Below are 25,790 nucleotides of genomic sequence, written 5' to 3' on the forward strand. Positions count from 1 at the left end.
TATTCTGTAGGTTGTCACTCGTGGGTAGCGGGTACTGCTGCGTACTCTTCCCAACAACTTTGCCCTGCGCTCTGGGGCTCTCAAGTGTGAAAAAAAGCCGTGAAAAGCCAACGACCTGTAAACCTAGATCTTAGGACAATAAAACTCCCCATCACTGCTTACACGTCGATTCTCCACCGTGTATCCGGTGTCATCCTGTTCGTCGGTATCGCCTTGTTGCTGCTTGCGCTCGATACCTCGTTGTCTTCGCCTGAAGGTTTCGAGGATGTTCGTGCCTATTTGAGCAGCCCCCTGGCTAAGCTGGTGAGCTGGGCGTTGCTGTCCGCACTGCTGTATCACCTTGTGGCAGGTGTTCGTCACCTGATCATGGACACTGGCCATGGCGAGACGCTGGAAGGCGGCAAGCTGGGCGCGAAAATCGTAATCGCCGTTTCGGTGGTGCTGATCGTTCTGGCGGGGGTGTGGATATGGTAACCAATGTCACCAATTTCTCGCGCTCGGGTCTGTATGACTGGATGGCGCAACGTGTTTCTGCAGTAGTTCTTGCGGCTTATTTTCTGTTCCTGCTTGGGTACCTGATTGCGAACCCAGGTCTGGAGTACGCCCAGTGGCACGAGTTGTTTTCGGCTAACTGGATGCGCATCTTCAGTCTGTTGGCTCTGGTCGCCTTGAGTGTGCACGCGTGGGTAGGCATGTGGACGATTTCCACCGACTACCTGACCAACATGGCGATCGGTAAGTGGGCTACCGGCGTTCGTTTTCTATTCCAGACGGTGTGTGGCATCGCCATGTTCACTTTCTTCGTCTGGGGCGTGCAGATTCTTTGGGGTATCTGATTCATGGCTAATATTCGTACGCTTTCCTTCGACGCCATCATTGTCGGTGGCGGTGGCGCCGGTATGCGCGCTGCGTTGCAGCTGGCTCAAGGCGGCCATAAGACCGCGGTAGTCACCAAGGTCTTCCCGACTCGTTCGCATACTGTTTCCGCTCAGGGTGGCATCACCTGCGCAATCGCTTCGGCCGATCCGAACGATGATTGGCGCTGGCACATGTACGATACCGTCAAGGGCTCCGACTACATCGGTGACCAGGACGCTATCGAATACATGTGTTCCGTCGGGCCGGAAGCGGTGTTCGAGCTTGAGCACATGGGGTTGCCGTTCTCCCGTACCGAGCAAGGTCGCATCTACCAGCGTCCGTTCGGCGGCCAGTCGAAAGATTTCGGTAAGGGTGGTCAAGCTGCTCGTACTTGTGCGGCTGCTGACCGTACTGGTCATGCGCTGCTGCATACCCTTTATCAGGGTAACCTGAAGAACAATACCGTCTTCCTGAATGAGTGGTATGCCGTCGATCTGGTGAAGAATCAGGACGGTGCGGTCGTCGGCGTGATTGCCATCTGCATCGAAACCGGTGAAACCGTTTATATCCGCTCCAAGGCTACGGTTCTTGCCACTGGCGGTGCCGGTCGCATCTACGCATCGACTACCAATGCTCTGATCAATACCGGCGACGGTGTTGGCATGGCGCTGCGTGCTGGTGTGCCGGTTCAGGACATCGAGATGTGGCAGTTCCACCCGACTGGTATTGCCGGCGCCGGTGTGCTGGTGACCGAGGGTTGCCGCGGTGAAGGTGGTTACCTGATCAACAAGCATGGCGAGCGCTTCATGGAGCGTTATGCTCCGAACGCGAAGGATCTGGCTGGCCGTGACGTGGTTGCGCGTTCGATGGTCAAGGAAATCCTGGCTGGCAACGGGTGTGGTCCAGATGGCGATCACGTGATGCTGAAGCTGGATCACCTGGGTGAAGAGGTTCTGCACAGCCGTCTTCCGGGTATCTGTGAGCTGTCGAAGACCTTCGCACACGTAGATCCTGTGACTGCTCCGGTGCCGGTTGTGCCGACCTGTCACTACATGATGGGTGGTATTGCCACCAATATTCATGGCCAGGCCATTACTCAGGACGCCAGCGGCAAAGACACGATCATTGATGGTCTGTTCGCGGTGGGTGAAGTGGCGTGCGTATCCGTACATGGTGCCAACCGCCTTGGCGGTAACTCGTTGCTCGACCTGGTCGTATTCGGCCGTGCTGCCGGTCTGCATCTGGAAAAGGCACTCAAGGAAGGCGTCGAGCATCGTGGAGCGAGCGAGACTGATCTGGATGTCGCGCTTAACCGCCTAGCCAGTCTCAATGAACGCACCACCGGTGAAGATGTTGCGCCGCTGCGTAAAGAGCTGCAGAGCTGCATGCAGAACTACTTCGGTGTATTCCGTACTGGCGAATACATGCAGAAGGGTATCGCTCAGCTGGAGGATCTGCGTCAGCGTATCGCTAACGTCAAGATCTCGGACAAGAGCCAGGCGTTCAACACTGCGCGCATCGAAGCGCTCGAGCTGCAGAACCTGCTGGAAGTTGCCGAGGCTACCGCAATTGCTGCGGAAAACCGCAAGGAATCCCGTGGCGCGCATGCTCGCGAAGATTTCGAAGAGCGTGATGACGAGAATTGGTTGTGCCACACCCTGTATTTCCCGGGTGACAAGCGCGTTACCAAGCGTGCCGTGAACTTCGCTCCGAAGACCGTTCCGGCATTCGAGCCCAAGGTTCGGACTTATTGAGGTCGCCGATATGTTGCAAGTGAGTGTTTATCGCTACAACCCCGATCAGGACGAAAAGCCGTTCATGCAGGATTTTCAGGTCAATACCGACGGTAAAGACCTGATGGTTCTCGACGTCTTGGCTCTGATCAAGGAACAGGATCAGGGTTTCTCCTATCGTCGCTCCTGCCGTGAAGGCGTGTGTGGTTCCGATGGGATGAATATCAACGGGAAGAATGGTCTGGCTTGCATCACTCCGTTGTCTGCTGTGGTCAAGGGCAACAAGTTGGTCGTCCGTCCGTTGCCGGGTTTGCCGGTAATTCGTGACTTGGCGGTCGATATGAGCATCTTCTACAAGCAGTATGAGAAGGTGCGTCCGTATCTGATGAACGATACGCCGCCTCCGGCTATCGAACGTCTGCAAAGCCCGGAAGAGCGTGAGAAGCTGGACGGCCTGTATGAGTGCATTCTGTGCGCTTGCTGCTCGACCAGCTGCCCGTCCTTCTGGTGGAATCCGGACAAGTTTCTCGGTCCGGCCGCGTCGCTGCAGGCCTATCGTTTCCTGGCCGACAGCCGCGACACTGAAACCGAGAATCGTTTGGCCGGTTTGGACGATCCGTTTAGTGTGTTCCGCTGCCGCGGTATCATGAACTGCGTTGACGTTTGTCCGAAAGGATTGAACCCGACCAAAGCAATTGGTCACATACGCAACATGCTGCTGCAGAGCGGTACTTGATGACACCCCGGCTGCGAAAGGTTATGCGCTAGCCTGGAACGGCCGGATCGCTTTACCCGTTACACCTGCGGCGCCGAAGTTGAAGCTCGGCGCCGTAGTTTTAGTAGGAATCCCAGCTCACAAAGCCGGGATTTCACTCTGAAAACTTGATGACCAGCAGGAGCATCCGGGTTGTGCCCGGGAACTATCTGCGCGGTCCGTAGTGGCTTTACCTGAGTCGCTGCTTCAGAACTTGGGAAGTCATGCTGCGGTTTCCACGCTGGTGGTGTCTCCTTATCGAAGGTGACCAGACATGCAAGAAAGCGTAATGCAGCGCATGTGGGACAGTGCCCACCTATCCGGTGGTAACGCTGCCTATGTGGAAGAGCTTTTTGAGCTCTACCTGCACGATCCCAACGCTGTGCCCGAAGAGTGGCGCACTTATTTCCAGAAGTTGCCCTCCGGTGGCAGCGCTTCAGCCGATGTATCGCATTCGACGATTCGCGACCACTTCGTCCTGCTGGCCAAGAACCAGCGTCGTGCCCAGCCTGTTTCCGCAGGTAGCGTCAGCAGTGAGCACGAGAAGAAGCAGATCGAAGTCCTGCGCCTGATTCAGGCCTATCGAGTGCGCGGCCATCAGGCAGCCCAGCTTGATCCGCTTGGTCTGCAGCAGCGTGCGGTCCCTGCTGATCTGGCAATCAACAACTACGGTCTGACCGACGCCGATCTTGACACCGTGTTCCGCACGGCGGATCTGGCCATGGTCAACGGCCAGGCTACTCTGCGCGAAATCGTCAAGGCGCTGCAAGAAACCTACTGCCGCACCATTGGCGCCGAGTACATGCACATCGTCGACTCCGAGCAGCGCAGCTGGTTTGTCCAGCGCTTGGAAAGCGTGCGTGCCCGCCCCGAGTTTTCGCCGGAAATCAAAAGCCATCTGCTTGAGCGCCTTACTGCTGCCGAAGGCCTGGAAAAGTACTTGGGTACCAAGTATCCGGGTACCAAGCGCTTCGGTCTGGAAGGCGGCGAGAGCCTGATTCCGCTGCTTGATGAAATCATCCAGCGTTCCGGCTCCTATGGCACCAAGGAAATCGTTATTGGCATGGCCCACCGTGGTCGCCTGAACGTACTGGTCAACACTTTCGGAAAGAACCCGCGTGACCTGTTCGACGAGTTCGAAGGCAAGAAGGTCGAAGGCTTGAGCTCGGGTGACGTCAAGTACCACCAGGGCTTTTCTTCCAACGTGATGACTCCAGGTGGCGAAATTCACCTGGCCATGGCGTTCAACCCCTCTCACCTGGAAATCGTTTCCCCGGTGGTCGAGGGCTCGGTGCGAGCTCGTCAGGATCGTCGTTGCGATCCGATTGGCGACAAGGTGCTTCCGGTAACCATCCACGGCGATGCTGCTGTCGCCGGTCAGGGTGTGGTGATGGAAACCTTCCAGATGTCGCAGACCCGTGCCTATCGCACAGGTGGCACCATCCGCATCGTGGTCAACAACCAGGTCGGCTTCACCACCAACAAGCAGGAAGATGCTCGTTCTACCGAGTACGCGACCGATGTGGCGAAGATGATTCAGGCGCCGATCTTCCATGTGAACGCAGACGATCCCGAGGCTGTGCTGTTCGTCACCCAGCTGGCCGTCGATTATCGGATGCAGTTCAAGCGCGACATCGTCATTGACCTGATTTGCTATCGCCGTCGTGGTCACAACGAGGCGGACGAGCCGAACGGCACCCAGCCGCTGATGTATCAGAAGATTGCCAAGCAGCGCACCACTCGTGAGCTGTATGCCGATTCGCTGATCCAGTCCAACGTGCTGGATGACGAGCGTGTTCAGGCCAAGATCGACGAGTACCGTACGGCGCTCGACAATGGTCTGCACGTGGTCAAGAGCCTCGTCAAGGAGCCGAACAAGGAGCTCTTCGTCGACTGGCGCCCATATCTAGGTCATGCCTGGACTGCCCGTCATGACACCAGCTTCGATCTGAAGACGCTGCAGGACCTGTCCAATAAGCTGCTGCAGACGCCTGAAGGCTTTGTTGTGCAGCGCCAGGTCTCGAAGATTCTAGAAGATCGCCAGAAGATGGGCGCAGGCGCGCTGGCCATCAACTGGGGTTACGCGGAAGTCATGGCATACGCCACGCTGCTGTTCGAAGGCCATCCTGTGCGTATCTCTGGGCAGGACGTAGGTCGGGGCACCTTCTCGCATCGCCATGCTGCGCTGCACAACCAGAAGGACGGCAACACCTATATCCCGCTGCAGCACCTCTATGAAGGTCAGCCGCGTTTCGATCTATACGACTCGTTCCTTTCCGAGGAAGCGGTTCTAGCGTTCGAATACGGTTACGCCACCACGATGCCCAACGCTCTCGTTGTCTGGGAAGCGCAGTTTGGCGACTTCGCCAACGGCGCCCAGGTGGTGATCGACCAGTTCATCACCAGCGGTGAGCACAAGTGGGGTCGTCTGTGCGGTTTGACCATGCTGTTGCCGCATGGTTATGAGGGGCAGGGGCCGGAGCACTCGTCCGCTCGCCTGGAGCGTTACCTGCAGCTGTGTGCTGAGCACAACATTCAGGTCTGCGTACCAACGACTCCAGCTCAGGTCTATCACATGCTGCGTCGTCAGGCGATTCGCCCGCTGCGCAAGCCTCTGGTTGCGCTGACGCCCAAGTCTCTGTTGCGTCACAAGCTTGCGACCTCGACTCTGGAGGAACTCACTCAGGGTTCGTTCCAGACCGTGATCCCGGAAGTCGACGCAATCGATCCGGCGAAGGTCGAGCGTGTGATCATGTGTAGCGGCAAGGTCTACTATGACCTGCTGGACAAGCGCCGCGCCGAGGGCCGTGAGGATATCGCCATCGTGCGTATCGAACAGCTCTATCCGTTCCCGGAAGAGGATCTTGCTGAGGCGCTCGCGCCTTACCAGAACCTCAAGCACATCGTCTGGTGCCAGGAAGAGCCGATGAACCAGGGCGCTTGGTATTGCAGCCAGCACCACATGCGCCGCGTGGCGACAGCGTTCAAGAAGGAACTGTTCCTTCAATATGCAGGTCGTGATGCATCAGCGGCGCCGGCGGTCGGGTACGCCTCAATGCATGCCGAACAGCAGGAAAAACTGCTGCAGGACGCCTTCACCGTTTAACCCATTCGTGCAAGAGGCCGCGAAAATTCGCGGCCTCGATGTAGAAACCGAATCAATAGGACCCCTGAATAATGGCTATCGAGATCAAAGCCCCTACATTCCCGGAATCGGTTGCCGACGGCACCGTTGCTACCTGGCATAAGCAGCCGGGCGACGCGGTTAAGCGTGATGAGCTGATCGTCGACATCGAAACCGACAAGGTGGTCATGGAAGTGCTCGCCGAAACTGATGGCGTACTGACCGAGATCGTCAAGAACGAAGGCGACACCGTGCTGAGCGGCGAGCTACTCGGTAAGCTGGAAGCCGGCGCCGCTGCAGCAGCAGCGCCTGCCCCGGCTGCAGCTGCCCCGGCGCAAGCTGCCCCGGCGCAAGCTGCTGCCCCGGCTGCAGCTGCAAGCGCAGCTGGCGAAGAGCCGATTCTGGCTCCGGCTGCTCGCAAGATGGCTGAAGAAAACGGTATCAATCCGAACAGCATCGCCGGCACCGGTAAAGATGGCCGTGTGACCAAGGAAGACGTGGTAGCCGCCATTGAGGCGAAGAAGTCCGCTCCGGCTGCTGCGGCCAAGCCTGCAGCACCGGCTGCCGCTGCGCCGATCTTTGCCGAAGGCGATCGCGTCGAGAAGCGTGTTCCGATGACTCGCCTGCGTACCAAGGTTGCCGAGCGTCTGGTTGAAGCTCAGTCGTCGATGGCCATGCTGACTACGTTCAACGAAGTCAACATGAAGCCGATCATGGAGCTTCGTGCCAAGTACAAGGATCTGTTCGAGAAGACTCACAACGGCGTGCGCCTGGGCTTTATGTCCTTCTTCGTCAAGGCCGCGGTAGAAGCGCTCAAGCGCCAGCCTGGCGTCAATGCCTCCATCGATGGCAATGACATTGTTTACCACGGCTATCAGGACATCGGCGTAGCCGTTTCCAGCGACCGTGGTCTGGTTGTTCCGGTCCTGCGCAATGCCGAGCACATGAGCCTCGCCGAGATCGAAGGCGGTATCAACGAATATGGCAAGAAGGCCAAGGCCGGCAAGCTGACCATCGAGGAAATGACTGGTGGTACCTTCACCATTTCCAACGGTGGTGTGTTCGGCTCGCTGCTGTCGACTCCGATCGTCAACCCGCCGCAGACCGCCATCCTTGGTATGCACAAGATCCAGGAACGTCCGATGGCCGTTAACGGTCAAGTGGTCATCCTGCCGATGATGTACCTGGCACTGTCCTATGACCATCGCTTGATCGACGGCAAGGAAGCAGTAACCTTCCTGGTTACCATGAAGGACCTGCTGGAAGACCCGGCCCGTCTGCTGCTGGATATCTGATAGAAACGCCACAAGCTGCAGCTGGCAGGTCAGGCGAAAGCCGGCCGTGCTGCCTGCAGCTTTTGGCTTTTAGCTGCTTTTAAAGAGGATTCGTAATGAGCCAGAAATTCGACGTCGTCGTCATCGGTGCCGGCCCTGGCGGCTATGTGGCCGCTATTCGTGCAGCCCAGCTGGGTCTGAAGACCGCGTGTATCGAAAAGTACCAGGGCAAGGATGGTAAGACCGCGCTTGGCGGCACGTGCCTCAACGTAGGTTGCATTCCTTCCAAGGCGCTGTTGGACAGCTCCTACAAATTCCACGAAGCCCATGAGAGCTTCAAGGTCCATGGCATCAGCACTGGCGAAGTGGCCATGGACGTTCCGACCATGGTTGCGCGCAAGGACCAGATCGTTAAGAACCTTACCGGCGGTGTCTCGGCACTGCTAAAGGCCAACGGTGTGACCGTCTTCGAGGGCCATGGCAAACTGCTAGCTGGCAAGCAGGTCGAAGTGACCGGCCTGGACGGCAACGTTGCGACGCTGGCTGCCGATAATGTAATCCTGGCCTCCGGCTCCACCCCGGTGAACATTCCGCCGGCGCCTGTCGATCAGAATGTGATCGTCGACTCCACTGGCGCCCTGGATTTCCAGAGCGTTCCGGGCAAGCTGGGCGTCATCGGCGCAGGCGTGATCGGTCTGGAGCTCGGCTCGGTCTGGGCACGTCTGGGTGCTGAAGTGACTGTTATCGAAGCCATGGACAAGTTCCTGCCGGCCGCCGATGAGCAGATTTCCAAAGAGGCGTTCAAGATTCTCTCCAAGCAGGGCCTGAAGATCCTGCTGGGTGCGCGTCTAACCGGCTCGGAAGTGAAGGGCGATCAGGTGACCGTCAACTTCACCAGCGCTGAAGGCGATCAGCAGATGACCTTCGACAAGCTGATCGTTGCGGTTGGTCGTCGTCCGGTCACTTCCGAGCTGCTGGCTGCTGACGCCGGCGTCGATATGGACGAGCGTGGTTTCATCTTCGTTGATGACTACTGCGCCACCAGTGTGCCGGGCGTTTACGCTATCGGCGACGTGGTCCGCGGCGCGATGCTCGCGCACAAGGCCTCGGAAGAGGGTGTGATGGTTGCCGAGCGTATCGCCGGTCACAAGAGCCAGATGAACTATGACCTGATTCCGTCGGTCATTTACACTCATCCGGAAATTGCGTGGGTCGGCAAATCCGAGCAGGCGCTGAAGGCTGAAGGCGTTGAGATCAACGTTGGTACCTTCCCGTTTGCTGCCAGCGGTCGTGCCATGGCCGCCAACGATACCGCCGGCTTGGTCAAGGTTATCGCCGATGCCAAGACCGATCGCGTATTGGGTGTTCACGTGATGGGCCCAAGCGCAGCCGAGCTGGTTCAGCAGGGCGCCATCGGGATGGAGTTCGGCACCAGTGCCGAAGACCTGGGCATGATGGTGTTCTCGCACCCGACGATGTCCGAAGCGCTGCATGAAGCGGCTCTGGCGGTGAATGGCCACGCCATCCACATCGCCAATCGCAAGAAGCGCTAATCGGTTTCGTGCTGTACCCGGGCCCGACGTATCTGCGGATACGCCGGGCCTTTTGCAAACTGCAGATTCGATAAGGATTGCAGGTCGCTGAGAGGTATCGTGAATTCGCGGATAGTTTTCAGCGACTTGTGAGGGGGCACGACAGTTCGTCGTGCCGTAAATGCGCCAATACCAAACCAGACGGTAGAAAGCATGAATCTTCACGAGTACCAAGGTAAACAACTGTTCGCTGAATACGGTCTGCCCGTTTCCAAGGGTTACGCCGTAGACAGCCCGAAAGAAGCTGCGGAAGCCTGCGACAAGATCGGCGGCACCCAATGGGTGGTCAAGGCCCAGGTTCACGCCGGTGGCCGCGGCAAGGCCGGTGGCGTCAAGCTGGTCCGTAGCAAGGATGAAGCTCGGGCGTTTGCCCAGCAGTGGCTCGACAAGCGTCTGGTTACCTATCAGACCGATGCCAATGGCCAACCGGTCAGCAAGATCCTCGTCGAGGCTTGTACCGATATCGAAAAGGAGCTCTATTTGGGCGCCGTTGTCGATCGTGCCAGCCGTCGAGTCGTCTTCATGGCCTCCACCGAAGGTGGCGTGGATATCGAGAAGGTTGCTCACGACACGCCCGAAAAAATCCTCAAGGCCACCATCGATCCGCTGGTCGGCGCGCAGCCATTCCAAGCGCGTGAACTGGCATTTCAGCTCGGTCTGAAAGGTGATCAGGTCAAGCAGTTCGTCCATATCTTCGTTGGCCTTGCCCAGCTGTTCCAGGATTACGATCTGGCGCTGTTGGAGGTCAATCCGCTGGTGATCAAGACCGACGGCAACCTGCACTGCCTGGATGCCAAGATCAATATCGACAGCAACGCGATTTATCGCCAGCCAAAGCTGCGCGATATGGCCGACCCGTCCCAGGACGACCCGCGCGAGGCCCATGCGGCCAAGTGGGAGCTGAACTACGTGGCGCTCGACGGCAACATCGGCTGCATGGTCAATGGTGCCGGCCTGGCGATGGGCACTATGGATATCGTCAATCTGCACGGCGGCGCACCGGCAAACTTCCTCGACGTGGGCGGTGGTGCCACCGAAGAACGGGTGACCGAAGCATTCAAGATCATTCTTTCCGATAGCAACGTTGCAGCTGTTCTGGTGAACATTTTCGGCGGCATCGTACGTTGCGACATGATTGCCGAAGGCATCATCGGGGCAGTGCGCGAAGTGGGCGTAAAAGTACCCGTGGTTGTCCGTCTGGAAGGCAACAACGCCGATCTGGGCGCCAAGATGCTGAGCGAAAGCGGTCTGAACATCATCGGTGCGAGCAGCCTGACCGATGCGGCCATTCAGGTTGTCAAAGCCGCGGAGGGCAAATAATGAGCGTATTGATCAACAAGGACACCAAGGTCATTTGCCAGGGCTTCACCGGCTCGCAGGGTACCTTCCACTCCGAACAGGCCATCGCCTATGGCACCAAGATGGTTGGCGGCGTTACGCCAGGCAAGGGTGGCACCATGCACCTCGGCCTGCCGGTGTTCAACACCGTTCGCGAAGCTGTTGAGACCACTGGTGCCGATGCTTCGGTCATCTATGTACCAGCACCGTTCTGCAAGGACTCCATTCTCGAAGCAGCATTCGGTGGCATCAAGCTGATCGTCTGTATCACCGAAGGCATTCCGACGCTGGATATGCTTGAGGTGAAGATCAAGTGCGATGAGCTGGGTGTACGCCTGATCGGGCCTAACTGCCCAGGCGTGATCACCCCTGGCGAGTGCAAGATTGGCATTCAGCCCGGTCATATCCACCTGCCAGGTAAGGTCGGTATCGTTTCCCGGTCCGGCACTCTGACCTATGAGGCCGTTAAGCAGACCACTGATGCCGGGTTCGGTCAGTCCACCTGCGTCGGCATCGGCGGCGACCCCATTCCGGGCTCGACCTTCATCGATATCCTCGAGCTGTTCCAGAACGACCCGCAAACCGAGGCCATCGTCATGATCGGCGAGATTGGCGGCTCGGCGGAAGAGGAGGCTGCTGCCTTCATCAAGGCCAATGTCACCAAGCCCGTGGTTTCCTATATCGCGGGCGTTACCGCTCCGGCGGGCAAGCGGATGGGGCACGCGGGCGCGATCATTTCCGGCGGCAAGGGAACAGCGGAGGAGAAATTCGCAGCTCTGCAGGATGCCGGCGTGAAGACCGTTCGCTCCCTCGCCGATATCGGCAAGGCGTTGGCGGAAGTGACTGGCTGGGAGGCAAAGGCCTAATCAGCCTGCCTGAGAGAGGCCCGGTAACGCCCGGGCTTTTCGGGCGTCCACCTTGTCATGTGGGCGCCTACCTGGTCTTGTTGCAAGACGCCCTCGCAGATCCGGTCAGCCGTGTCGGTGGGGGCGCTTTGGCGTTACGCCCTTGTAGCGTTAACGAACCGACTTGCAGCATGCGCTCTACATCGTTAGTCGCGTGATAGTTGTCTTGAACATCCAGAGTGACACTTTTCGCAGATTAAGCCGACGTTCCAATCGGCTTCATGACTGCATCGTGGCATCATTGCCGCTCATTCATACGTTTGTTCGATCCACAAGATCGATGACGTGCAACGAAGGATTCGGCCCAACCGGCTGGATAACGTTTCCCCTTATCCCTGAAGGAAACCCGCATCCCATTAGTCAGGCCAATATGAACTGCTGACCCGTCGCGCTCGACGTGTGCGTCGCCTTCATCTATGCCGTTTATCCATTTGGTAGTTTTCCCCGCATGAATCGTTTGAAAGGTTTTGACCTGCTAGCCCTTGGCTTCATGACGTTTGCGCTGTTCCTGGGCGCCGGCAATATTATTTTTCCACCCAGCGCCGGGATGGCCGCCGGCGAGTTCATCTGGCATGCGGCGCTTGGTTTCTTGCTGACGGGTGTGGGCCTGCCTCTGCTGACCGTGGTAGCGCTAGCTCGGGTCGGCGGCGGGATGGATCGCCTCACCGCCCCGCTTGGCAAAGTTGCAGGCACGGGGTTGGCGGTCGCCGTCTATCTGGCTATTGGCCCGCTATTCGCTACTCCGCGGACGGCTGTTGTTTCGTTCGAAATGGGCATCGCTCCGTTCAGTGGCAACTCCGGCACGCCATTGTTCATCTACACGCTCGTGTTCTTCGCAGCCATGCTGTTTCTGGTGTTGAATCCGGGCCAACTGGTCAATCGTATCGGCAAATTCATCACGCCGGTGTTGCTGGCTGCGCTGTTGGTGCTTGGCGGTGCGGCGATCTTCGCGCCAGCAGGCGAGTTAGGCGTCGCCACCGAAGGCTATCGCGCTTCTCCCTTGATCAAGGGTTTTCTCGAAGGCTATCTGACTATGGATACCCTCGGTGCGCTGGTCTTCGGGATCGTGATTGCCACCGCCATCCGTGACCGAGGCGTGACCGAGCCGGCACTGGTGACCCGCTACTCGATGATCGCCGGGGTGATCGCCGCCATCGGGCTATCGCTGGTTTACCTGGCTTTGTTCTACCTCGGTGCTACCAGTCAGGGAATCGCTGCAGGTGCCGAGAACGGCGTGCAGATTCTGACGACCTATGTGCAGCACACCTTCGGCACACCGGGCAGTCTGCTGCTGGCAGTGGTCATCACGCTGGCCTGCTTGACGACCGCGGTAGGTCTGACGACAGCCTGTGGCGAGTTCTTCAGCGGGCTGCTGCCGGTTTCGTATCGCACGGTCGTGATCGTTTTTGCGCTGTTCAGCCTGTTGGTCGCCAATCAGGGCCTTACTCAGTTGATCAGCGTGTCGGTGCCGGTGTTGGTTGGTTTGTACCCGCTGGCAATCGTATTGGTTGCGCTGAGCTTGCTGGATCGCTTCTGGGTATCGCCGTCGCGGGTGTTCATGCCGGTGATGGCGGTTACGCTGATCTTCGGCATCGTCGATGGCCTTGCTGCCGCGGGCTTCAGTGATTGGGTTCCTACATTGTTCGCGCAATTGCCGTTGGCGGATCAGAGTATGGGCTGGCTGGTCCCCGTTCTGGTGATGCTGGTCCTGGCCGTCGCCACGGATCGCCTGCTAGGTCGCGCCGAGCATATGCAGCGGCAGGCTTGAGGTAACCATTGCGCTGCGTCGAGGTCGATGATTGATCTTCGGCGCAGCGCTATTGTCGTGCGACAGTCATGGCAGCACGGCGCTGGCTATAATCTCGCGAGTTTTCCGAGGGCGTGCCATGACGTTATCCGACCCAACCTTGCCGCATTTGATCGCCGTATTCTGGTTCGTTGTCTGCTGGGCGGGCTACACCCGCTATGCCAGTTGGCGTGGGCGTGACACTGCCTGTCTGGCGAGTGTGCTGCACCTGTATCGCCAGGATTGGATGCAGCGCTTGCTGATGCGTGACAACCGCATTGCCGATGCCAATGTGATCGGTAATCTGGAGCGCAATGCATCGTTCTTTGCATCCAGTACGCTGATCATTCTTGCAGGCATCCTGACTGCACTCGGCGCATCGGAACGGGCCGTTTCGCTTCTTGCCGACCTGCCGTTCGCGCAACCGGTCAGTCGCGGCCTTTCCGAAGTCAAACTGCTGTGTCTGGCTGTCGTCTTCGTATATGCCTTTTTCACGTTCAGTTGGTGCATGCGCCAATACAACTTTGCGGCAGTATTGGTTGCCTCGGCGCCAATGGTAGGGGAGCGCAACGTCAGCGATCAGGAGCGCAGGGCCTTCGCTGAGCGCGCCGCGCAGGTAATCTCAATGGCGGCCAACCAGTTCAACTTCGGCCTGCGTGCCTATTATTTCGGGATGGCAACGCTGTCGTGGTTCGTGCACCCCTGGTTCTTCATGCTTGTCACCACCGGCGTTGTGCTGATTCTCTACCGTCGTGAATTTCACTCGGACGTGCTCGAGGTGATGGTATTCACGCCAACTTCACCGGTCGAAGCGCCCAAGGAATAGGGGCCGTGCATGGCAAAGCGGTATCATGCTCGGCTTGATTCATTCCACCGAGAATTCGAATGAGTGATAGCCAGATACTCGAGCGTACTCAACGCTTCCTGTCTTTCCTGCGGCATTGCCAGGTGCTCGGTTTGAGTGTGGAGCATGCTGACAGCCGGGGCCTTACATTGCGCCTGCCATATAGTGAGAAAATAGTTGGCAACCCGGAAACGGGCGGCGTGCACGGTGGCGCGATCACCACGCTCATGGACACCACGTGCGGAATTTCCACGGCCTGCGCCTTGCCGGAACTGGAGGTTTGTCCGACGCTCGACCTACGTATCGACTACATGCATCCAGCCGAGGCGGGGCACGATATCTTCGGTTTCGCCGAGTGCTACCGCGTCACGCCAACGGTGATCTTCACCCGCGGCGTTGCCTATCAGCGCGACATCAATGAACCCATTGCCCATGTAGTGGGCACGTTCATGCGCATGGGCAAGAGTGGGTCTCGCAAGGAGGGCGGGGTATGAACGATCTGAACCTCAACGAGTTGGTGCAGCAGGCCCATGCCAGCAACGATTACGACTCGCTGATCAAGTTGGTGCCATATGCCAAGTTGATTGGCATTGAATGCCTTCGCCTCGGTGACGAGATGGTCTTTCGTCTGCCACAGAACGAGGACAACATTGGCAACCCGCTGCCTGCCATCCACGGCGGTGTGATTGCAGGCTTCATGGAGCACGCAGCCCTGCTGCACCTGCTGATGTTCATGGGAGCGCCACATTTACCCAAAATCATCGACTTCTCGATAGATTATCTACGCGCCGGTCACTATCGTGACACCTTTGCCGCCTGTCAGGTCTGGCGCCAGGGCCGTCGGGTCGCCAATGTGGCGATCACCGCCTGGCAGACACATCAGGCCGAGCCCATCGCTACTGCCCGCTGCCATTTCAAGATCGACGAGCCCTGATGCATTCGTCCTGGGCGGCGGCGTAGCGGTGCACGCCGGCGGCCCTGTGCGATAGCGTTAAGGAACTCGAATGGAAGCACTGTTGATCCTCGGCGGCCTACTGTTGATCGTTGCCGGTTTCATCTGGCTGATCAGTCAGGCATTTTCCACTAGTTTGCTGTGGGGGCTGGGCAGCTTGCTGCCGCCGTTGACACTGGCGTTCGTATTCAGCCATTGGCGTGTGGCACGCAAGGCACTGATTCTCTCCTGTCTGGGTGTCATTCCGCTTATTGTGGGACTGTCTTTGCTGGCCAGCCGCGACGCAGAGCGGCTGGAGGCGATCTTTAGCCTGGGTTGGCTGCCAACCCAGGTGCAACCTGAGCTTGCCATGGGCGTTCGCGGAAAGCTGAACGGCCGCAAGTTTGCCCCGCAACAAGGTGAATTGATCAACGGCGTGCTCACGCTACGTGAGGGGCAGGGTTTTTTTGCCCGTCAGGAAGTGACTATCCGCCTGCACAAGCTTTCGGAGGGCGCACTGCGTGTCGATGTGCTTCCCGATGATGCCGCCGGGGCCTTGCCAGAGGTTGAAATCGCCTGGTTGAGCCACGACCAGGAGTTGCCCGAAACGCGTCGTCTGGATCGCGGTTACACGCTGCATCTCGACCTGCAGCCAGTTGCGCCGAACAAGCTGCGAGGCAATTTCCATCTTGTCCTGCCACCCCACTATGAGACTAGCCTCACGGGTGTCATTGAGCTTTTCACTGACCGCTTACGTTATCTCGACGGCCATGTTGATCGTCGATACGACTCACGGGACACCGTGGCTTTCGTGATCGAGGATTACTTACAGCGAAGACATGCCAGTCGTGATGTTACATTGCAATCGATTTCCCCCGTGACACTCCCTGCCGATGAGCTAGAGTTAGAGGTCGAAGCTCAGGTGAAGGGCAAGCTACAGGCCTTTGAGGTGCGTCTCGACAAGAACGAGCAGGGCTGGCATGTCAGGGGTGATGAGTACCCGTCCCTGGCGGTGCCGGATGTGGAGGCGACTGCCCCGGGGCGGGCTCTGGAAGCTGTCGCTGCAAAAAAAGTGCCGCAGAGTACGTCGGATCGCCGTTTACGCTTCTCCATGGAACAGGTTCTGCGCACGCCCGACCGCTATCAACATTTGTTGATGCGCGCCCATACCGAGCGCGGTGGCGTCGCTGAAGGGCGGTTCGCGGGCCTCGATAGCGAAGGCAATTTGATCATCAGGCGGATCATCCGCGGGCCTGGCGAAGCTACCTACAATTTGTCCCCTGGCGAGATCGTGCTGCTCGAGCTTATCGAGCCTTGAACTGTGCCGGCCGATGCAGTGCTGGCGTCGGCCGCCCTTGAAATCCATCGTCGTGCCCCCATCTGCCAGACATCGCCGCAGCCGCGGTCCGTGCCATTACGAGATGTGGAGTTTGTAGACGATGAGTGTGGAGACTCAAAAAGAAACCCTGGGCTTCCAGACCGAAGTGAAGCAGCTGCTTCATCTGATGATCCATTCCCTGTATTCCAACAAGGAAATCTTCCTGCGGGAGCTGATTTCCAATGCCTCGGATGCTGCCGATAAGCTGCGTTTCGAAGCGCTGGCCAATCCAGAACTGCTCGAAGGTAGCGCCGATCTGAAGATTCGCCTTAGCTTCGACAAGGACGCCAAGACCGTTACGCTCGAAGATAACGGTATAGGCATGAATCGCGACGACGTAATCGCGCATCTGGGGACCATCGCCAAATCCGGCACCGCTGACTTCCTGAAGAATCTTTCCGGCGACCAGAAAAAGGATTCGCACCTTATCGGGCAGTTCGGTGTGGGCTTCTATTCCGCTTTCATCGTCGCCGACAAGGTCGATGTATACAGCCGTCGCGCCGGCACACCAGCCAGCGAGGGGGTGCACTGGTCGTCGAAGGGTGAGGGTGAATTCGAAGTCGCCACCATCGAAAAAGCCGAACGCGGTACCCGTATCGTTCTGCATCTGAAGAGTGAGGAGCAGGAATTCGCCGACGGCTGGCGTCTGCGTAACATCGTCAAGAAGTACTCTGATCACATTGCGCTGCCAATTGAACTGCCAAAAGAGTCGCACGGTGAGGAAGCGGACAAGCCGGCCGAGCAGGAATGGGAAACGGTCAACCGTGCCAGCGCCTTGTGGACTCGTCCGCGTACCGAGGTGAAGGACGAGGAATACCAGGAGTTCTACAAACACGTCGCCCACGACTTCGATAATCCCCTGTCCTGGAGCCACAACAAGGTCGAAGGCAAGCTCGAATATACGTCCTTGCTCTACGTACCAGGCCGCGCGCCGTTCGACCTGTACCACCGTGAAGCCCCGAAGGGGCTCAAGCTCTATGTGCAGCGCGTATTCATCATGGATCAGGCCGACGAATTCCTGCCGCTTTACCTACGCTTTATCAAGGGTGTGGTGGATTCCAACGACCTGTCGCTCAACGTATCCCGTGAGATCCTGCAGAAAGATCCGGTCATCGATTCGATGAAGTCGGCGCTTACCAAGCGTGTGCTGGACATGCTTGAGAAGCTGGCCAAGGACAAGCCAGAGGACTACAAGAAGTTCTGGTCGCAGTTCGGACAGGTGCTCAAAGAAGGCCCGGCGGAAGATTTCGCCAACAAGGAGAAGATTGCCGGCCTGTTGCGTTTCGCCTCCACCAGCGATGCGTCTGGCGAGCAATCGGTCTCGCTGACCGACTACCTGTCGCGCATGAAGGAAGGGCAGGACAAGGTTTACTACCTCACTGGCGAGAGCTACGCGCAAGTCAAGAACAGTCCGCATCTGGAAGTGTTCCGCAAGAAGGGCATCGAGGTGCTGCTCCTCACCGATCGCATCGACGAGTGGCTGATGAGCTACCTCACCGAGTTCGATGGAAAGCAGCTTGCCGACGTCGCCCGTGGCGATCTGGATCTGGGCAAGTTGGACTCCGAAGAGGACAAGAAGGCTCAGGAGGAGGTCGCCAAGGCCAAGGAAGGGCTGGTGGAGCGTCTGAAGGGGGCGCTGGGTGACGAGGTTGCCGAGGTTAGGGTGTCGCATCGCCTGACTGACTCGCCGGCGATCCTGGCGATCGGTGAGCAGGATCTTGGCCTGCAGATGCGGCAGATTCTCGAGGCGAGCGGGCAAAAGGTGCCTGAGTCCAAGCCGATCTTCGAAATCAACCCGCAGCACCCGTTGATTGAGAAGCTGGACGCCGAGCCGGACGAAGATCGCTTCGCGGATCTCTCGCACATTCTGTTCGACCAGGCCGCACTCGCGGCGGGTGATAGCCTGAAGGATCCGGCAGCTTATGTTCAGCGTCTGAACAAGCTATTGGTCGAACTATCGGCCTGAACCGTAGCTGCGACACACAAAACGGCCCGTCACTGACGGGCCGTTTTCGTTTCAGCATGCTTCAGAGCAGTATGCTGACCAGGGTGGTGCCATGGGTGAGATTGTCTGCCACCGGGCAGCGCTGCTCGATTTGCTCCAGCAAAGCCTGCTTGCCGGCCCGGTCCAGGTCGGCGTCGATGTCCACCTTTATGCGCAACTCCTGAAAACCCGGCCGTACAGCCGGATCTCGGCCGAGAAGACCTGCCGGATCATAATCCGCTTCAATCTCGAAACGCATGCCACGAAGTTCGATCTTCTGCTGATGGGCAATGAAGCGGCCGATGGTGCCAAAGCAGCCGGCCACGGCTGCCAAGATGGCTTCCAGGGGGGTGGGGCCAAGATCCTGGCCTGCTGCACTCTTTGGTTGATCCATGACCAGGCGATGATTACCGCACTCGACTTCGATGGTCATCCCCGCAGTCATGTGCCCCTGTGCGCTGATAGTTTTCATTGCCATGTAGAGGTTTCCTTTGCTGAGCCTGAACTTTCCGGACAGGGCCGGAACGCGCCGTTGTGTGGTCGTGCTGGACGGATACTAGTGTTCCACCCGAAAACAGGCTTTGACTCTAATCAATATACGGTGGGGGGTATATGGGCGCGGCTGGTTGACGGCGGCATTCCAGTTTCCCCATATGGCCAAAAGATGAACGGTCGTGCTTGGTGGGGGTCTACTTCGCTGGCTGTCAGGAGGACCTGCTTTGTACATTCCGAAAATTATTTCCCTCGTCGCTCTTTTATTGCTATCGCAATTTTCTGTAGCTGAAGGGCGCGATTACCGCTTTAGCGATGCCCATCTGCACTACGTGGACTTTTTCCAGGAAACCGACGGCATGCAGAAGCTGCTTGATGCAATGGACGCCGGTGGCATCGATCACGTGATGATCAGCGGTATTCCCGTCGCGAAGAAGTGGCACGAGAACGAGCCCAAGCGTCCGCGCTACTACGCGGGTGATGACGCACCGGTATATTGGTATAGCGCTACGGACGTGCTGGTCGCCGCGGCTCTGGAAGAGCTGGATGAGGAGCAACGCAAGCGCTTCCATCCGTTTCTTTCCGGATTCAACCCTAACGACAAGAATGCCGATGCGCATATTCGTCGCATGCTCGAGCTGCATCCTGGCCTCTGGCAGGGCCTGGGCGAGATCTTTACCCGTCACGACGACGTCACGGCGCTAACCGAAGGGGATACGCCACGGGCCAACAATGAGGCGTTGGCGCGGGTTTATCACCTGGCCGCCGAGTTTGACCTGCCGGTGATGCTGCACTCGAACATCACCTCCAAGCGTGAGCGCAATCCGCTTTACCTGGTCGAGCTGGAGGAGCCGCTGCGCAACCATCCACATACTCGTTTCATCTGGGCCCATGCCGGCACCAGCATGGAACTGCATCGGCATCAGGAGAAGTTGACCTTCCTGCACGAGACAGTCAGCCGCTTGCTCGACGATTATCCAAATCTGTACATCGATCTCTCCTGGACGATGCTCAAGCCTTATCTGCTGGATGAGCAAGGCCGTCCTGACTCCAAGTGGGTAGCGCTTGTGCAGCGGCATCCTACGCGCTTCGTGATCGGTTCCGACGTAGTGGGGCGCTTCAATAATCTGGCAGTTGGGATGAAGGCCTTCGAGCCGTTTCTTGATGCGCTTCCCGAGTCAGTCGCACGTGCCGTGGCGCGAGACAATTTTCTCGCCTTGCTGCCAAGTGAGCGTCAGGCTGAGGTGCGCTGATCGTCACGAGTTTGTCATGGTCGAGTCATAACCTGCCGGCTTCTCAAGCTTAAGGAGCAGGTTCTATGTGGCTACCTCGTTGGGCGCTAGCCGCCATGGTATTTGGTATGAGTGCGCCCCTGGCGCAAGCCCAGGTTGAAGTGGTCGGTACCGTGGAGTACGGCGTATTCGAGACGGTGAAAGAAGACTTTCAACCGGGTGAGCGCGTGCTTTCTCGGCGCGATCAAGCACTTCGACAGACTACCGAGGTGCCGGCGCGCCTAGGTAGCAAGTTCGGCTTACGCTATCGCCTTGCCGGCAAGCAGGACGCGGACACCCCTCTGACCCTGCTGTATCTGACACCCGGGGTAGTGACGCCCGATGGGCAGCGCCACGACAAATTCGAGGTCGTGCAGCGCTTGGTGCCAAGCGTGGAAACCGATGTGATGGCATTCGAGTTTACCGAGCCCCATGAGGTGGTAACGGGTAAATGGCAGCTGATGGTCTTTCAGGGGGACCGCAAGCTGGCTGAGCAGACTTTTCAGGTAGGCACTAAATGATGGCCATTTCCACGAGTGCTGATGGCCATTTGAGCCGTTAGTCGGCGAAAGGTACGAGTAGGGCAATAACTTGACGCCAGCGTTCAAGTGAGAGGGCGGGCCTTCCGATAAGGGAACAAGTCACGGTTTGTGGCGCGTTTCATTTTCATGGAGAAGGTAGTCCCATGGCTATTCGCACAATCACCATCGGTAAACGTTCCGCATTAGGCTTCGGCCTGATCGGTTTGCTCGTGTTGTTTCTTGGCCTGTTCGCGTTGAGCCAGATGGCGAACATGCGCAAAGAAAGCCGGGACGTCGACCAGAACTGGCTGCCAAGCATCATGGCTGTCAGCGATCTCAATCTGACTGTGATGCGCGTACGTGCGCTCACCTTGCGTGTAACGCTGGCTGAAGACCCGCAGGTTGTGCGAAGCACCACGGAGCGCCTGACTCAGCTTCGCGCCGCATTGGCTGAGCGCGATGCCGAATATGCGAAGCTGTTGACCACCGCAGAAGAGAAAGCCGCTTATCAGCGCTTTAAGCAAGCATCTGAACAGTACCTGCCGCTGCAGCTGCGAGTCACCGAGCATGCGTCTCGCGGTGAGCGTGAGCAAGCGGTGGCGATCATCAACGGCGTAATCAACGAGCACGCGGATAACGTTACTGCCTCTTTGAACGAGCTTCAGCAAATCAATAGTGACGAGGCTGGCCGAGCGGCTGACCGAGCCTCAAGCCAATATGACACCGCTTTTGGATGGGTAATGGCGACCTTGGTGCTGGCTGCCGCCATCACCGTAGCGCTTGCGTGGGTGTTTACGCGTAGTGTCGTCGGTCCTTTGGGGATGGCGGTGTCGGTTGCCGAGCGTATTGCCAGTGGCGACCTGACCGGTGATTTCACAGTAGAAGGCAAGGATGAGCCTGCTCGCCTATTGACCTCACTTAAAGCCATGCAGAGTAGCTTGCGCGGGACCATCCAAAGCATTGCTGAGTCGTCTAATCAGTTGGCCTCGGCAGCCGAGGAGCTCAATGCGGTGACCGAGGACTCGACGCGCGGGCTGCATCAGCAGAGCAACGAGATCGAGCAGGCCGCAGCTGCCGTCAACGAGATGACCGCCGCAGTCGACGAAGTGGCACGTAACGCCGTTGCCACCTCGGAAGCCTCCCAGGATTCCAACGACACCGCCCTGCGCGGACGCAAGCAGGTGATGCAGACGGTCGAATCCATCAACTTGCTGGCTAGCGATGTGACTAATACCGCCGGCGAGGTGGAGCACCTGGCAGGCCAGGTGCGGGACATCAGTAAGGTACTGGAAGTAATCCGCTCGATTGCTGAGCAAACCAATTTGCTCGCGCTGAATGCGGCAATCGAAGCCGCACGAGCAGGCGATGCCGGGCGTGGTTTTGCGGTGGTGGCTGATGAGGTGCGGGCGTTGGCGCATCGTACACAGCAGTCCACGGGAGAGATCGAGCAGATGATTGGCAGTGTCCATCAGGGCACCGACAAGGCTGTGAGCGCAATGCATATCAGCAATGAACGTGCCCGTACGACGCTGGAAATGGCCCGGGCTGCCGGTGATGCGCTTGACGGTATTACATCGGCGATCAGCCAGATCAGCGAACGTAACCTTGTAATCGCAAGCGCCTCGGAGGAGCAGGCCCAGGTTGCACGCGAGGTTGACCGCAATCTTGTGAACATCCGGGATCTATCGTTGCAATCCTCGGCTGGCGCCAATCAAACAAGCGCCGCGAGCCAAGAGCTTGCGCGGCTTGCAATCGGATTGAACGAGCTGGTGGGGAAGTTCCAAATCTGAGAGCTGCTCGACAGCGCTAATCAGATGTATTTGCGTTCTCGATAAATTTATTTAGGGTTTTCTGTCAAGTATTTAATGACCTCACCCGATATACGGTTATATCCCGTAGTCATGTGAGGTCACATTATGTTCAGGCAGATGAGAATTGCCCTAAGAGCTGGTTTGGGTTTTGGTGCTGTCGCGCTGCTGGTATTTGCGCTTGGTGCTTTTGCCCTCGCCCGTATCTCCGCCATGGAGGGTGAGGCTAAGGAGATCGACCAACGCCTGCTACCCACGATTCAATTACTAGGTCAGGCCAATCAGGAATTCCTGCGGATTCGAGCAGGAACGCTACGGTTGCTTATCGGCGATGCGGCAGAACGGCGCAGTGGTGTTGAAAGCCTGGAGACGATCCGTAGAACGTTGGCCCAAGAGCGGCAAGAACTGGACCAGCTGATTCAGGATCCCGACGGCAAAGCCCTGCTCGCCGCTTTCGATCAAGCCCTGGTGCGCTATGAGAAGTTTCAGCGCCAGATTATCGATCTAGCTTTGGAGGGTCGCACCGATGAGGCGATCGCGATCACCAGAGGTGAACTTAACGATCATGCTCGCAACACATCCGACACCCTGCGCGATCTTGTCGACCTCAACCGTAAAACCGCCAATGCGGCTAGTGAGCATGCCCTCCAAGTGGCTAGTAGCGCCTTTCAGGGTGTCGTCGTTGCGATGGTCCTGGCATTTGGCGCCACCATCGTTCTGGCAATGTTGCTTACACGCAGCATCGTGCAGCCGCTGGCTGAAGCTGTAGGCGTCGCGGAAGTCATTGCCAGCGGCGACCTTACTCGCAACATCCACGTGGTCGGTAGTGACGAGCCAGCCCGCCTGCTCACTGCGCTGCAAGCTATGCAGCAAAGCTTGCGTGAAACTATTCAGGGCATCTCCGACTCTTCGAACCAGCTGGCTTCGGCTGCAGAAGAGCTCAATGTCGTGACCGAAGACTCGACTCGTGGCCTGCATCAGCAAAATCATGAGATCGAGCAGGCCGCGACGGCGGTCAACGAGATGACCACCGCAGTCGACGAAGTGGCGCGCAACGCGGTCGCCACTTCCGAGGCCTCACGTGAATCTGACGAGACGGCGCAGCACGGCCGTCAGCAGGTCATTCGCACGGTCGATTCGATCGGCCTGCTTGCCGGGGATGTGACCCAGACCGCGGCAGAAGTTGAGCGGCTGGCTGGCCAAGTGCGCGACATCAGCAAGGTGCTGGACGTGATCCGCTCGATTGCCGAGCAGACCAACTTGCTGGCGCTGAACGCAGCCATCGAGGCTGCGCGGGCAGGGGATGCGGGGCGTGGTTTCGCGGTAGTGGCCGACGAAGTGCGTGCGCTGGCGCATCGGACTCAGCAGTCGACTCAGGAAATCGAGAAGATGATTGGTGATGTGCATCTGGGGACCGACAAGGCCGTGCATGCCATGCAGCTAAGCAACGAGCGCGCTGGCACCACGCTTGAGCTGGCCCGCGCTGCTGGAGAAGCGCTTGATGGTATTGCCACGGCGATCAGCCAGATCAGCGAACGTAACCTAGTAATCGCCAGCGCCTCGGAGGAGCAGGCCCAGGTTGCGCGCGAGGTTGACCGCAATCTGGTGAACATTCGGGATCTGTCGTTGCAGTCTTCGGCTGGTGCTAATCAGACCAGTGCAGCCAGCCAGGAACTGGCACGGCTCGCCATCGATCTGAACAATCTAGTAGCTCGCTTTCAGGTCTGATGCCAATCGTAGAAGGCGTCGCAACGACGCCTTCTGTGGGAGCACGTGCTACCAGTCCGCGACTTTTCGCCTTCCCGTGACAGTGCAGCGCTGGGCATGGGCGGGCGAGCGGCGTACCATCCGGCGTTTTTCCATGGCAGGAACGAGCCATTTCGGATCGTTCTTTCCAAGCTGCGAGATGCGCCTATGTCCGATATGCCTCGATTCATCCGCTTTATCAGCCGTACCAGCCTCGTTGCCCAGATCGTTGTCGGCCTGGTCGCAGGAGCATTGTTGGCGCTGTTCATACCCGCCGCAGCCAAATCGGTAGCGCTTCTGGGCGATCTGTTCGTGCAGGCGCTCAAGGCGGTGGCGCCAATCCTGGTGTTCGTGCTGGTGACCTCGTCGCTGGCAAATCACAAGCGCGGACAGCCAACCCACATAAGGCCCATCATCCTGCTCTACGCGTTCGGCACGTTGAGCGCTGCAGCCGTTGCGGTGCTAGCGAGCTTCATGTTTCCAACCACGCTTACGCTGGTGAGCGGTACCGCCGATGTCACCCCGCCATCCGGGGTGGGCGCGGTGCTGCAAACGCTGTTGTTCAATATTGCTGACAACCCGGTGCGGGCGCTGCTGAATGGCAACTTCATCGGGATCCTGGCGTGGGCCATCGGCCTTGGCTTCGCCTTCAGGCACGCGAGTGAAAGCACCCGCCATCTGATCAGTGACCTGTCCGATGGTGTCACTTTGATCGTGAAAGTGGTGATCCGTTTCGCTCCGCTGGGCGTCTTCGGGCTGGTGGCGGGCACTCTGGCCGACTCAGGCTTCGATGTGTTGCTGGGCTATGTGCGGCTGCTGCTGGTGCTGGTTGGCGCTATGCTGTTCATGGCGCTGGTGATGAACCCGCTGATCGTATTCTGGCAGATTCGCCGTAATCCTTATCCCTTGGTCTTTACCTGCCTGCGTGAGAGCGGGATCACTGCATTCTTCACGCGCAGCTCTGCCGCAAACATTCCGGTGAACATGCAGCTTTGCCAGCGCCTTGGGCTGCACAAGGACACTTATTCGGTTTCCATTCCGCTAGGTGCCACCATAAATATGGGGGGCGCGGCGATCACTATCACGGTGCTTACGCTTGCCGCGGTGAATACCCTCGGCATTCAGGTGGATATTGCCACCGCAGTGTTGCTCAGCCTTCTCGCGGCGGTTTGTGCCTGTGGTGCTTCGGGCGTAGCTGGTGGCTCGTTGCTGCTCATTCCGTTGGCCTGCAGCCTGTTTGGCATCTCCAATGACCTGGCGATGCAGGTGGTAGCCGTTGGCTTCATCATCGGGGTCGTTCAGGACTCGGCTGAAACCGCGCTCAATTCATCTACGGATGTGCTTTTCACCGCCGCTTCCTGCATCGCCCATGGCGATATCGAAGCAGGTAACGAAGAGCCCGTCTGATCGGGCGCGAAGCAGGAACGAAAAACGGCGCCCGAGGGCGCCGT

At 58.2% G+C, this 25,790-nt stretch carries 21 protein-coding genes; 20 read left to right on the top strand and 1 reads right to left on the bottom strand.

Annotated elements, in window-relative coordinates:
• Positions 1–99: 99 nt before the first annotated feature.
• The 15 genes from sdhC (at position 100) to htpG (ending at position 18,483) form a co-directional block, all read left to right on the top strand.
• Positions 100–474 carry a succinate dehydrogenase, cytochrome b556 subunit gene (gene sdhC / locus CXK91_RS01005; protein WP_102825658.1) on the top strand — a complete coding sequence of 125 codons (375 nt, stop codon included), beginning with the start codon at positions 100–102 and terminating at the stop codon, positions 472–474.
• On the top strand, positions 468–836 hold the full coding sequence (gene sdhD / locus CXK91_RS01010) for a succinate dehydrogenase, hydrophobic membrane anchor protein (protein ID WP_102825659.1): 369 nt from the start codon (positions 468–470) through the stop codon (positions 834–836). Before sdhC ends, sdhD begins: the two co-directional genes overlap by 7 nt.
• Positions 837–839: 3 nt before the next feature.
• Positions 840–2,612 (top strand): succinate dehydrogenase flavoprotein subunit, encoded by a 1,773-nt coding sequence (sdhA, locus tag CXK91_RS01015; protein ID WP_103454562.1) that lies wholly within the window; start codon positions 840–842, stop codon positions 2,610–2,612.
• A gap of 10 nt (positions 2,613–2,622) precedes the next feature.
• Positions 2,623–3,327 carry a succinate dehydrogenase iron-sulfur subunit gene (locus CXK91_RS01020; protein WP_003285442.1) on the top strand — a complete coding sequence of 235 codons (705 nt, stop codon included), beginning with the start codon at positions 2,623–2,625 and terminating at the stop codon, positions 3,325–3,327.
• Between the two features lie 292 nt (positions 3,328–3,619).
• Entirely contained in the window at positions 3,620–6,451 is a 2,832-nt protein-coding gene (locus CXK91_RS01025) for a 2-oxoglutarate dehydrogenase E1 component (protein ID WP_103454563.1), read from the top strand.
• 71 nt (positions 6,452–6,522) lie between these two features.
• The gene (gene odhB, locus CXK91_RS01030; RefSeq protein WP_103454564.1) at positions 6,523–7,764 is read left to right on the top strand and encodes a 2-oxoglutarate dehydrogenase complex dihydrolipoyllysine-residue succinyltransferase; all 1,242 of its coding nucleotides are present in this window, start codon (positions 6,523–6,525) and stop codon (positions 7,762–7,764) included.
• A gap of 95 nt (positions 7,765–7,859) precedes the next feature.
• Positions 7,860–9,296: a dihydrolipoyl dehydrogenase gene (lpdA, locus tag CXK91_RS01035; RefSeq protein WP_103454565.1), complete on the top strand. Its 1,437-nt coding sequence runs from the start codon at positions 7,860–7,862 to the stop codon at positions 9,294–9,296.
• 192 nt (positions 9,297–9,488) lie between these two features.
• A complete protein-coding gene (sucC, locus tag CXK91_RS01040; RefSeq protein ID WP_103454566.1) occupies positions 9,489–10,655 on the top strand; it encodes an ADP-forming succinate--CoA ligase subunit beta in 1,167 nt (388 codons plus the stop codon).
• Positions 10,655–11,539: a succinate--CoA ligase subunit alpha gene (sucD, locus tag CXK91_RS01045; protein WP_103454567.1), complete on the top strand. Its 885-nt coding sequence runs from the start codon at positions 10,655–10,657 to the stop codon at positions 11,537–11,539. Before sucC ends, sucD begins: the two co-directional genes overlap by 1 nt.
• A 487-nt stretch (positions 11,540–12,026) precedes the next feature.
• Positions 12,027–13,346 (top strand): branched-chain amino acid transport system II carrier protein, encoded by a 1,320-nt coding sequence (gene brnQ / locus CXK91_RS01050; protein ID WP_103454568.1) that lies wholly within the window; start codon positions 12,027–12,029, stop codon positions 13,344–13,346.
• 118 nt (positions 13,347–13,464) lie between these two features.
• Positions 13,465–14,190, top strand: a complete 726-nt coding sequence (locus CXK91_RS01055; protein WP_103454569.1) for a DUF599 domain-containing protein — start codon at positions 13,465–13,467, stop codon at positions 14,188–14,190.
• Positions 14,191–14,249: 59 nt separating this feature from the next.
• Positions 14,250–14,702 (top strand): PaaI family thioesterase, encoded by a 453-nt coding sequence (locus tag CXK91_RS01060; protein WP_103454570.1) that lies wholly within the window; start codon positions 14,250–14,252, stop codon positions 14,700–14,702.
• Entirely contained in the window at positions 14,699–15,142 is a 444-nt protein-coding gene (locus CXK91_RS01065; RefSeq protein ID WP_103454571.1) for a PaaI family thioesterase, read from the top strand. Before CXK91_RS01060 ends, CXK91_RS01065 begins: the two co-directional genes overlap by 4 nt.
• Positions 15,143–15,212: 70 nt before the next feature.
• Positions 15,213–16,457 (top strand): MFS transporter, encoded by a 1,245-nt coding sequence (locus CXK91_RS01070; RefSeq protein ID WP_103454572.1) that lies wholly within the window; start codon positions 15,213–15,215, stop codon positions 16,455–16,457.
• A 121-nt stretch (positions 16,458–16,578) separates the two neighbouring features.
• On the top strand, positions 16,579–18,483 hold the full coding sequence (gene htpG, locus CXK91_RS01075) for a molecular chaperone HtpG (protein WP_103454573.1): 1,905 nt from the start codon (positions 16,579–16,581) through the stop codon (positions 18,481–18,483).
• Between the two features lie 61 nt (positions 18,484–18,544).
• Here the strand turns inward: htpG and CXK91_RS01080 are convergent, their stop codons facing one another.
• On the bottom strand, positions 18,545–18,979 hold the full coding sequence (locus tag CXK91_RS01080; RefSeq protein ID WP_103454574.1) for an OsmC family protein: 435 nt from the start codon (positions 18,977–18,979) through the stop codon (positions 18,545–18,547).
• Positions 18,980–19,352: 373 nt separating this feature from the next.
• Between CXK91_RS01080 and CXK91_RS01085 the strand changes: the two genes are divergently transcribed.
• From CXK91_RS01085 to sstT, 5 genes are all read left to right on the top strand, one after another.
• On the top strand, positions 19,353–20,246 hold the full coding sequence (locus CXK91_RS01085) for an amidohydrolase family protein (protein ID WP_423833532.1): 894 nt from the start codon (positions 19,353–19,355) through the stop codon (positions 20,244–20,246).
• A 65-nt stretch (positions 20,247–20,311) separates the two neighbouring features.
• Positions 20,312–20,785 (top strand): DUF3859 domain-containing protein, encoded by a 474-nt coding sequence (locus tag CXK91_RS01090; protein WP_103454576.1) that lies wholly within the window; start codon positions 20,312–20,314, stop codon positions 20,783–20,785.
• Positions 20,786–20,949: 164 nt separating this feature from the next.
• Positions 20,950–22,575: a methyl-accepting chemotaxis protein gene (locus tag CXK91_RS01095; protein WP_103454577.1), complete on the top strand. Its 1,626-nt coding sequence runs from the start codon at positions 20,950–20,952 to the stop codon at positions 22,573–22,575.
• A gap of 138 nt (positions 22,576–22,713) precedes the next feature.
• Complete coding sequence (locus CXK91_RS01100; RefSeq protein WP_103454986.1) at positions 22,714–24,321, top strand: methyl-accepting chemotaxis protein; 1,608 nt, start codon at positions 22,714–22,716, stop codon at positions 24,319–24,321.
• 186 nt (positions 24,322–24,507) lie between these two features.
• Positions 24,508–25,746: a serine/threonine transporter SstT gene (gene sstT, locus CXK91_RS01105; protein ID WP_103454578.1), complete on the top strand. Its 1,239-nt coding sequence runs from the start codon at positions 24,508–24,510 to the stop codon at positions 25,744–25,746.
• Positions 25,747–25,790 lie beyond the last annotated feature (44 nt).

This window comes from Stutzerimonas stutzeri (genome assembly GCF_002909485.1).
Taxonomy (GTDB): domain Bacteria; phylum Pseudomonadota; class Gammaproteobacteria; order Pseudomonadales; family Pseudomonadaceae; genus Stutzerimonas; species Stutzerimonas stutzeri_AH.

Bases quoted from the DNA above. Each gene is read 5' to 3' on its own strand.
- brnQ (WP_103454568.1), top strand. From the start codon at position 12,027: ATGAATCGTTTGAAAGGTTTTGACCTGCTAGCCCTTGGCTTCATGACG.
- sstT (WP_103454578.1), top strand. From the start codon at position 24,508: ATGTCCGATATGCCTCGATTCATCCGCTTTATCAGCCGTACCAGCCTC.
- CXK91_RS01085 (WP_423833532.1), top strand. From the start codon at position 19,353: ATGCAGAAGCTGCTTGATGCAATGGACGCCGGTGGCATCGATCACGTG.
- sucC (WP_103454566.1), top strand. From the start codon at position 9,489: ATGAATCTTCACGAGTACCAAGGTAAACAACTGTTCGCTGAATACGGT.
- sdhA (WP_103454562.1), top strand. From the start codon at position 840: ATGGCTAATATTCGTACGCTTTCCTTCGACGCCATCATTGTCGGTGGC.
- CXK91_RS01060 (WP_103454570.1), top strand. From the start codon at position 14,250: ATGAGTGATAGCCAGATACTCGAGCGTACTCAACGCTTCCTGTCTTTC.
- CXK91_RS01070 (WP_103454572.1), top strand. From the start codon at position 15,213: ATGGAAGCACTGTTGATCCTCGGCGGCCTACTGTTGATCGTTGCCGGT.
- CXK91_RS01100 (WP_103454986.1), top strand. From the start codon at position 22,714: ATGAGAATTGCCCTAAGAGCTGGTTTGGGTTTTGGTGCTGTCGCGCTG.
- CXK91_RS01095 (WP_103454577.1), top strand. From the start codon at position 20,950: ATGGCTATTCGCACAATCACCATCGGTAAACGTTCCGCATTAGGCTTC.
- CXK91_RS01025 (WP_103454563.1), top strand. From the start codon at position 3,620: ATGCAAGAAAGCGTAATGCAGCGCATGTGGGACAGTGCCCACCTATCC.
- htpG (WP_103454573.1), top strand. From the start codon at position 16,579: ATGAGTGTGGAGACTCAAAAAGAAACCCTGGGCTTCCAGACCGAAGTG.
- CXK91_RS01090 (WP_103454576.1), top strand. From the start codon at position 20,312: ATGTGGCTACCTCGTTGGGCGCTAGCCGCCATGGTATTTGGTATGAGT.
- CXK91_RS01065 (WP_103454571.1), top strand. From the start codon at position 14,699: ATGAACGATCTGAACCTCAACGAGTTGGTGCAGCAGGCCCATGCCAGC.
- CXK91_RS01080 (WP_103454574.1), bottom strand. From the start codon at position 18,979: ATGGCAATGAAAACTATCAGCGCACAGGGGCACATGACTGCGGGGATG.
- CXK91_RS01055 (WP_103454569.1), top strand. From the start codon at position 13,465: ATGACGTTATCCGACCCAACCTTGCCGCATTTGATCGCCGTATTCTGG.
- sdhD (WP_102825659.1), top strand. From the start codon at position 468: ATGGTAACCAATGTCACCAATTTCTCGCGCTCGGGTCTGTATGACTGG.
- CXK91_RS01020 (WP_003285442.1), top strand. From the start codon at position 2,623: ATGTTGCAAGTGAGTGTTTATCGCTACAACCCCGATCAGGACGAAAAG.
- odhB (WP_103454564.1), top strand. From the start codon at position 6,523: ATGGCTATCGAGATCAAAGCCCCTACATTCCCGGAATCGGTTGCCGAC.
- lpdA (WP_103454565.1), top strand. From the start codon at position 7,860: ATGAGCCAGAAATTCGACGTCGTCGTCATCGGTGCCGGCCCTGGCGGC.
- sucD (WP_103454567.1), top strand. From the start codon at position 10,655: ATGAGCGTATTGATCAACAAGGACACCAAGGTCATTTGCCAGGGCTTC.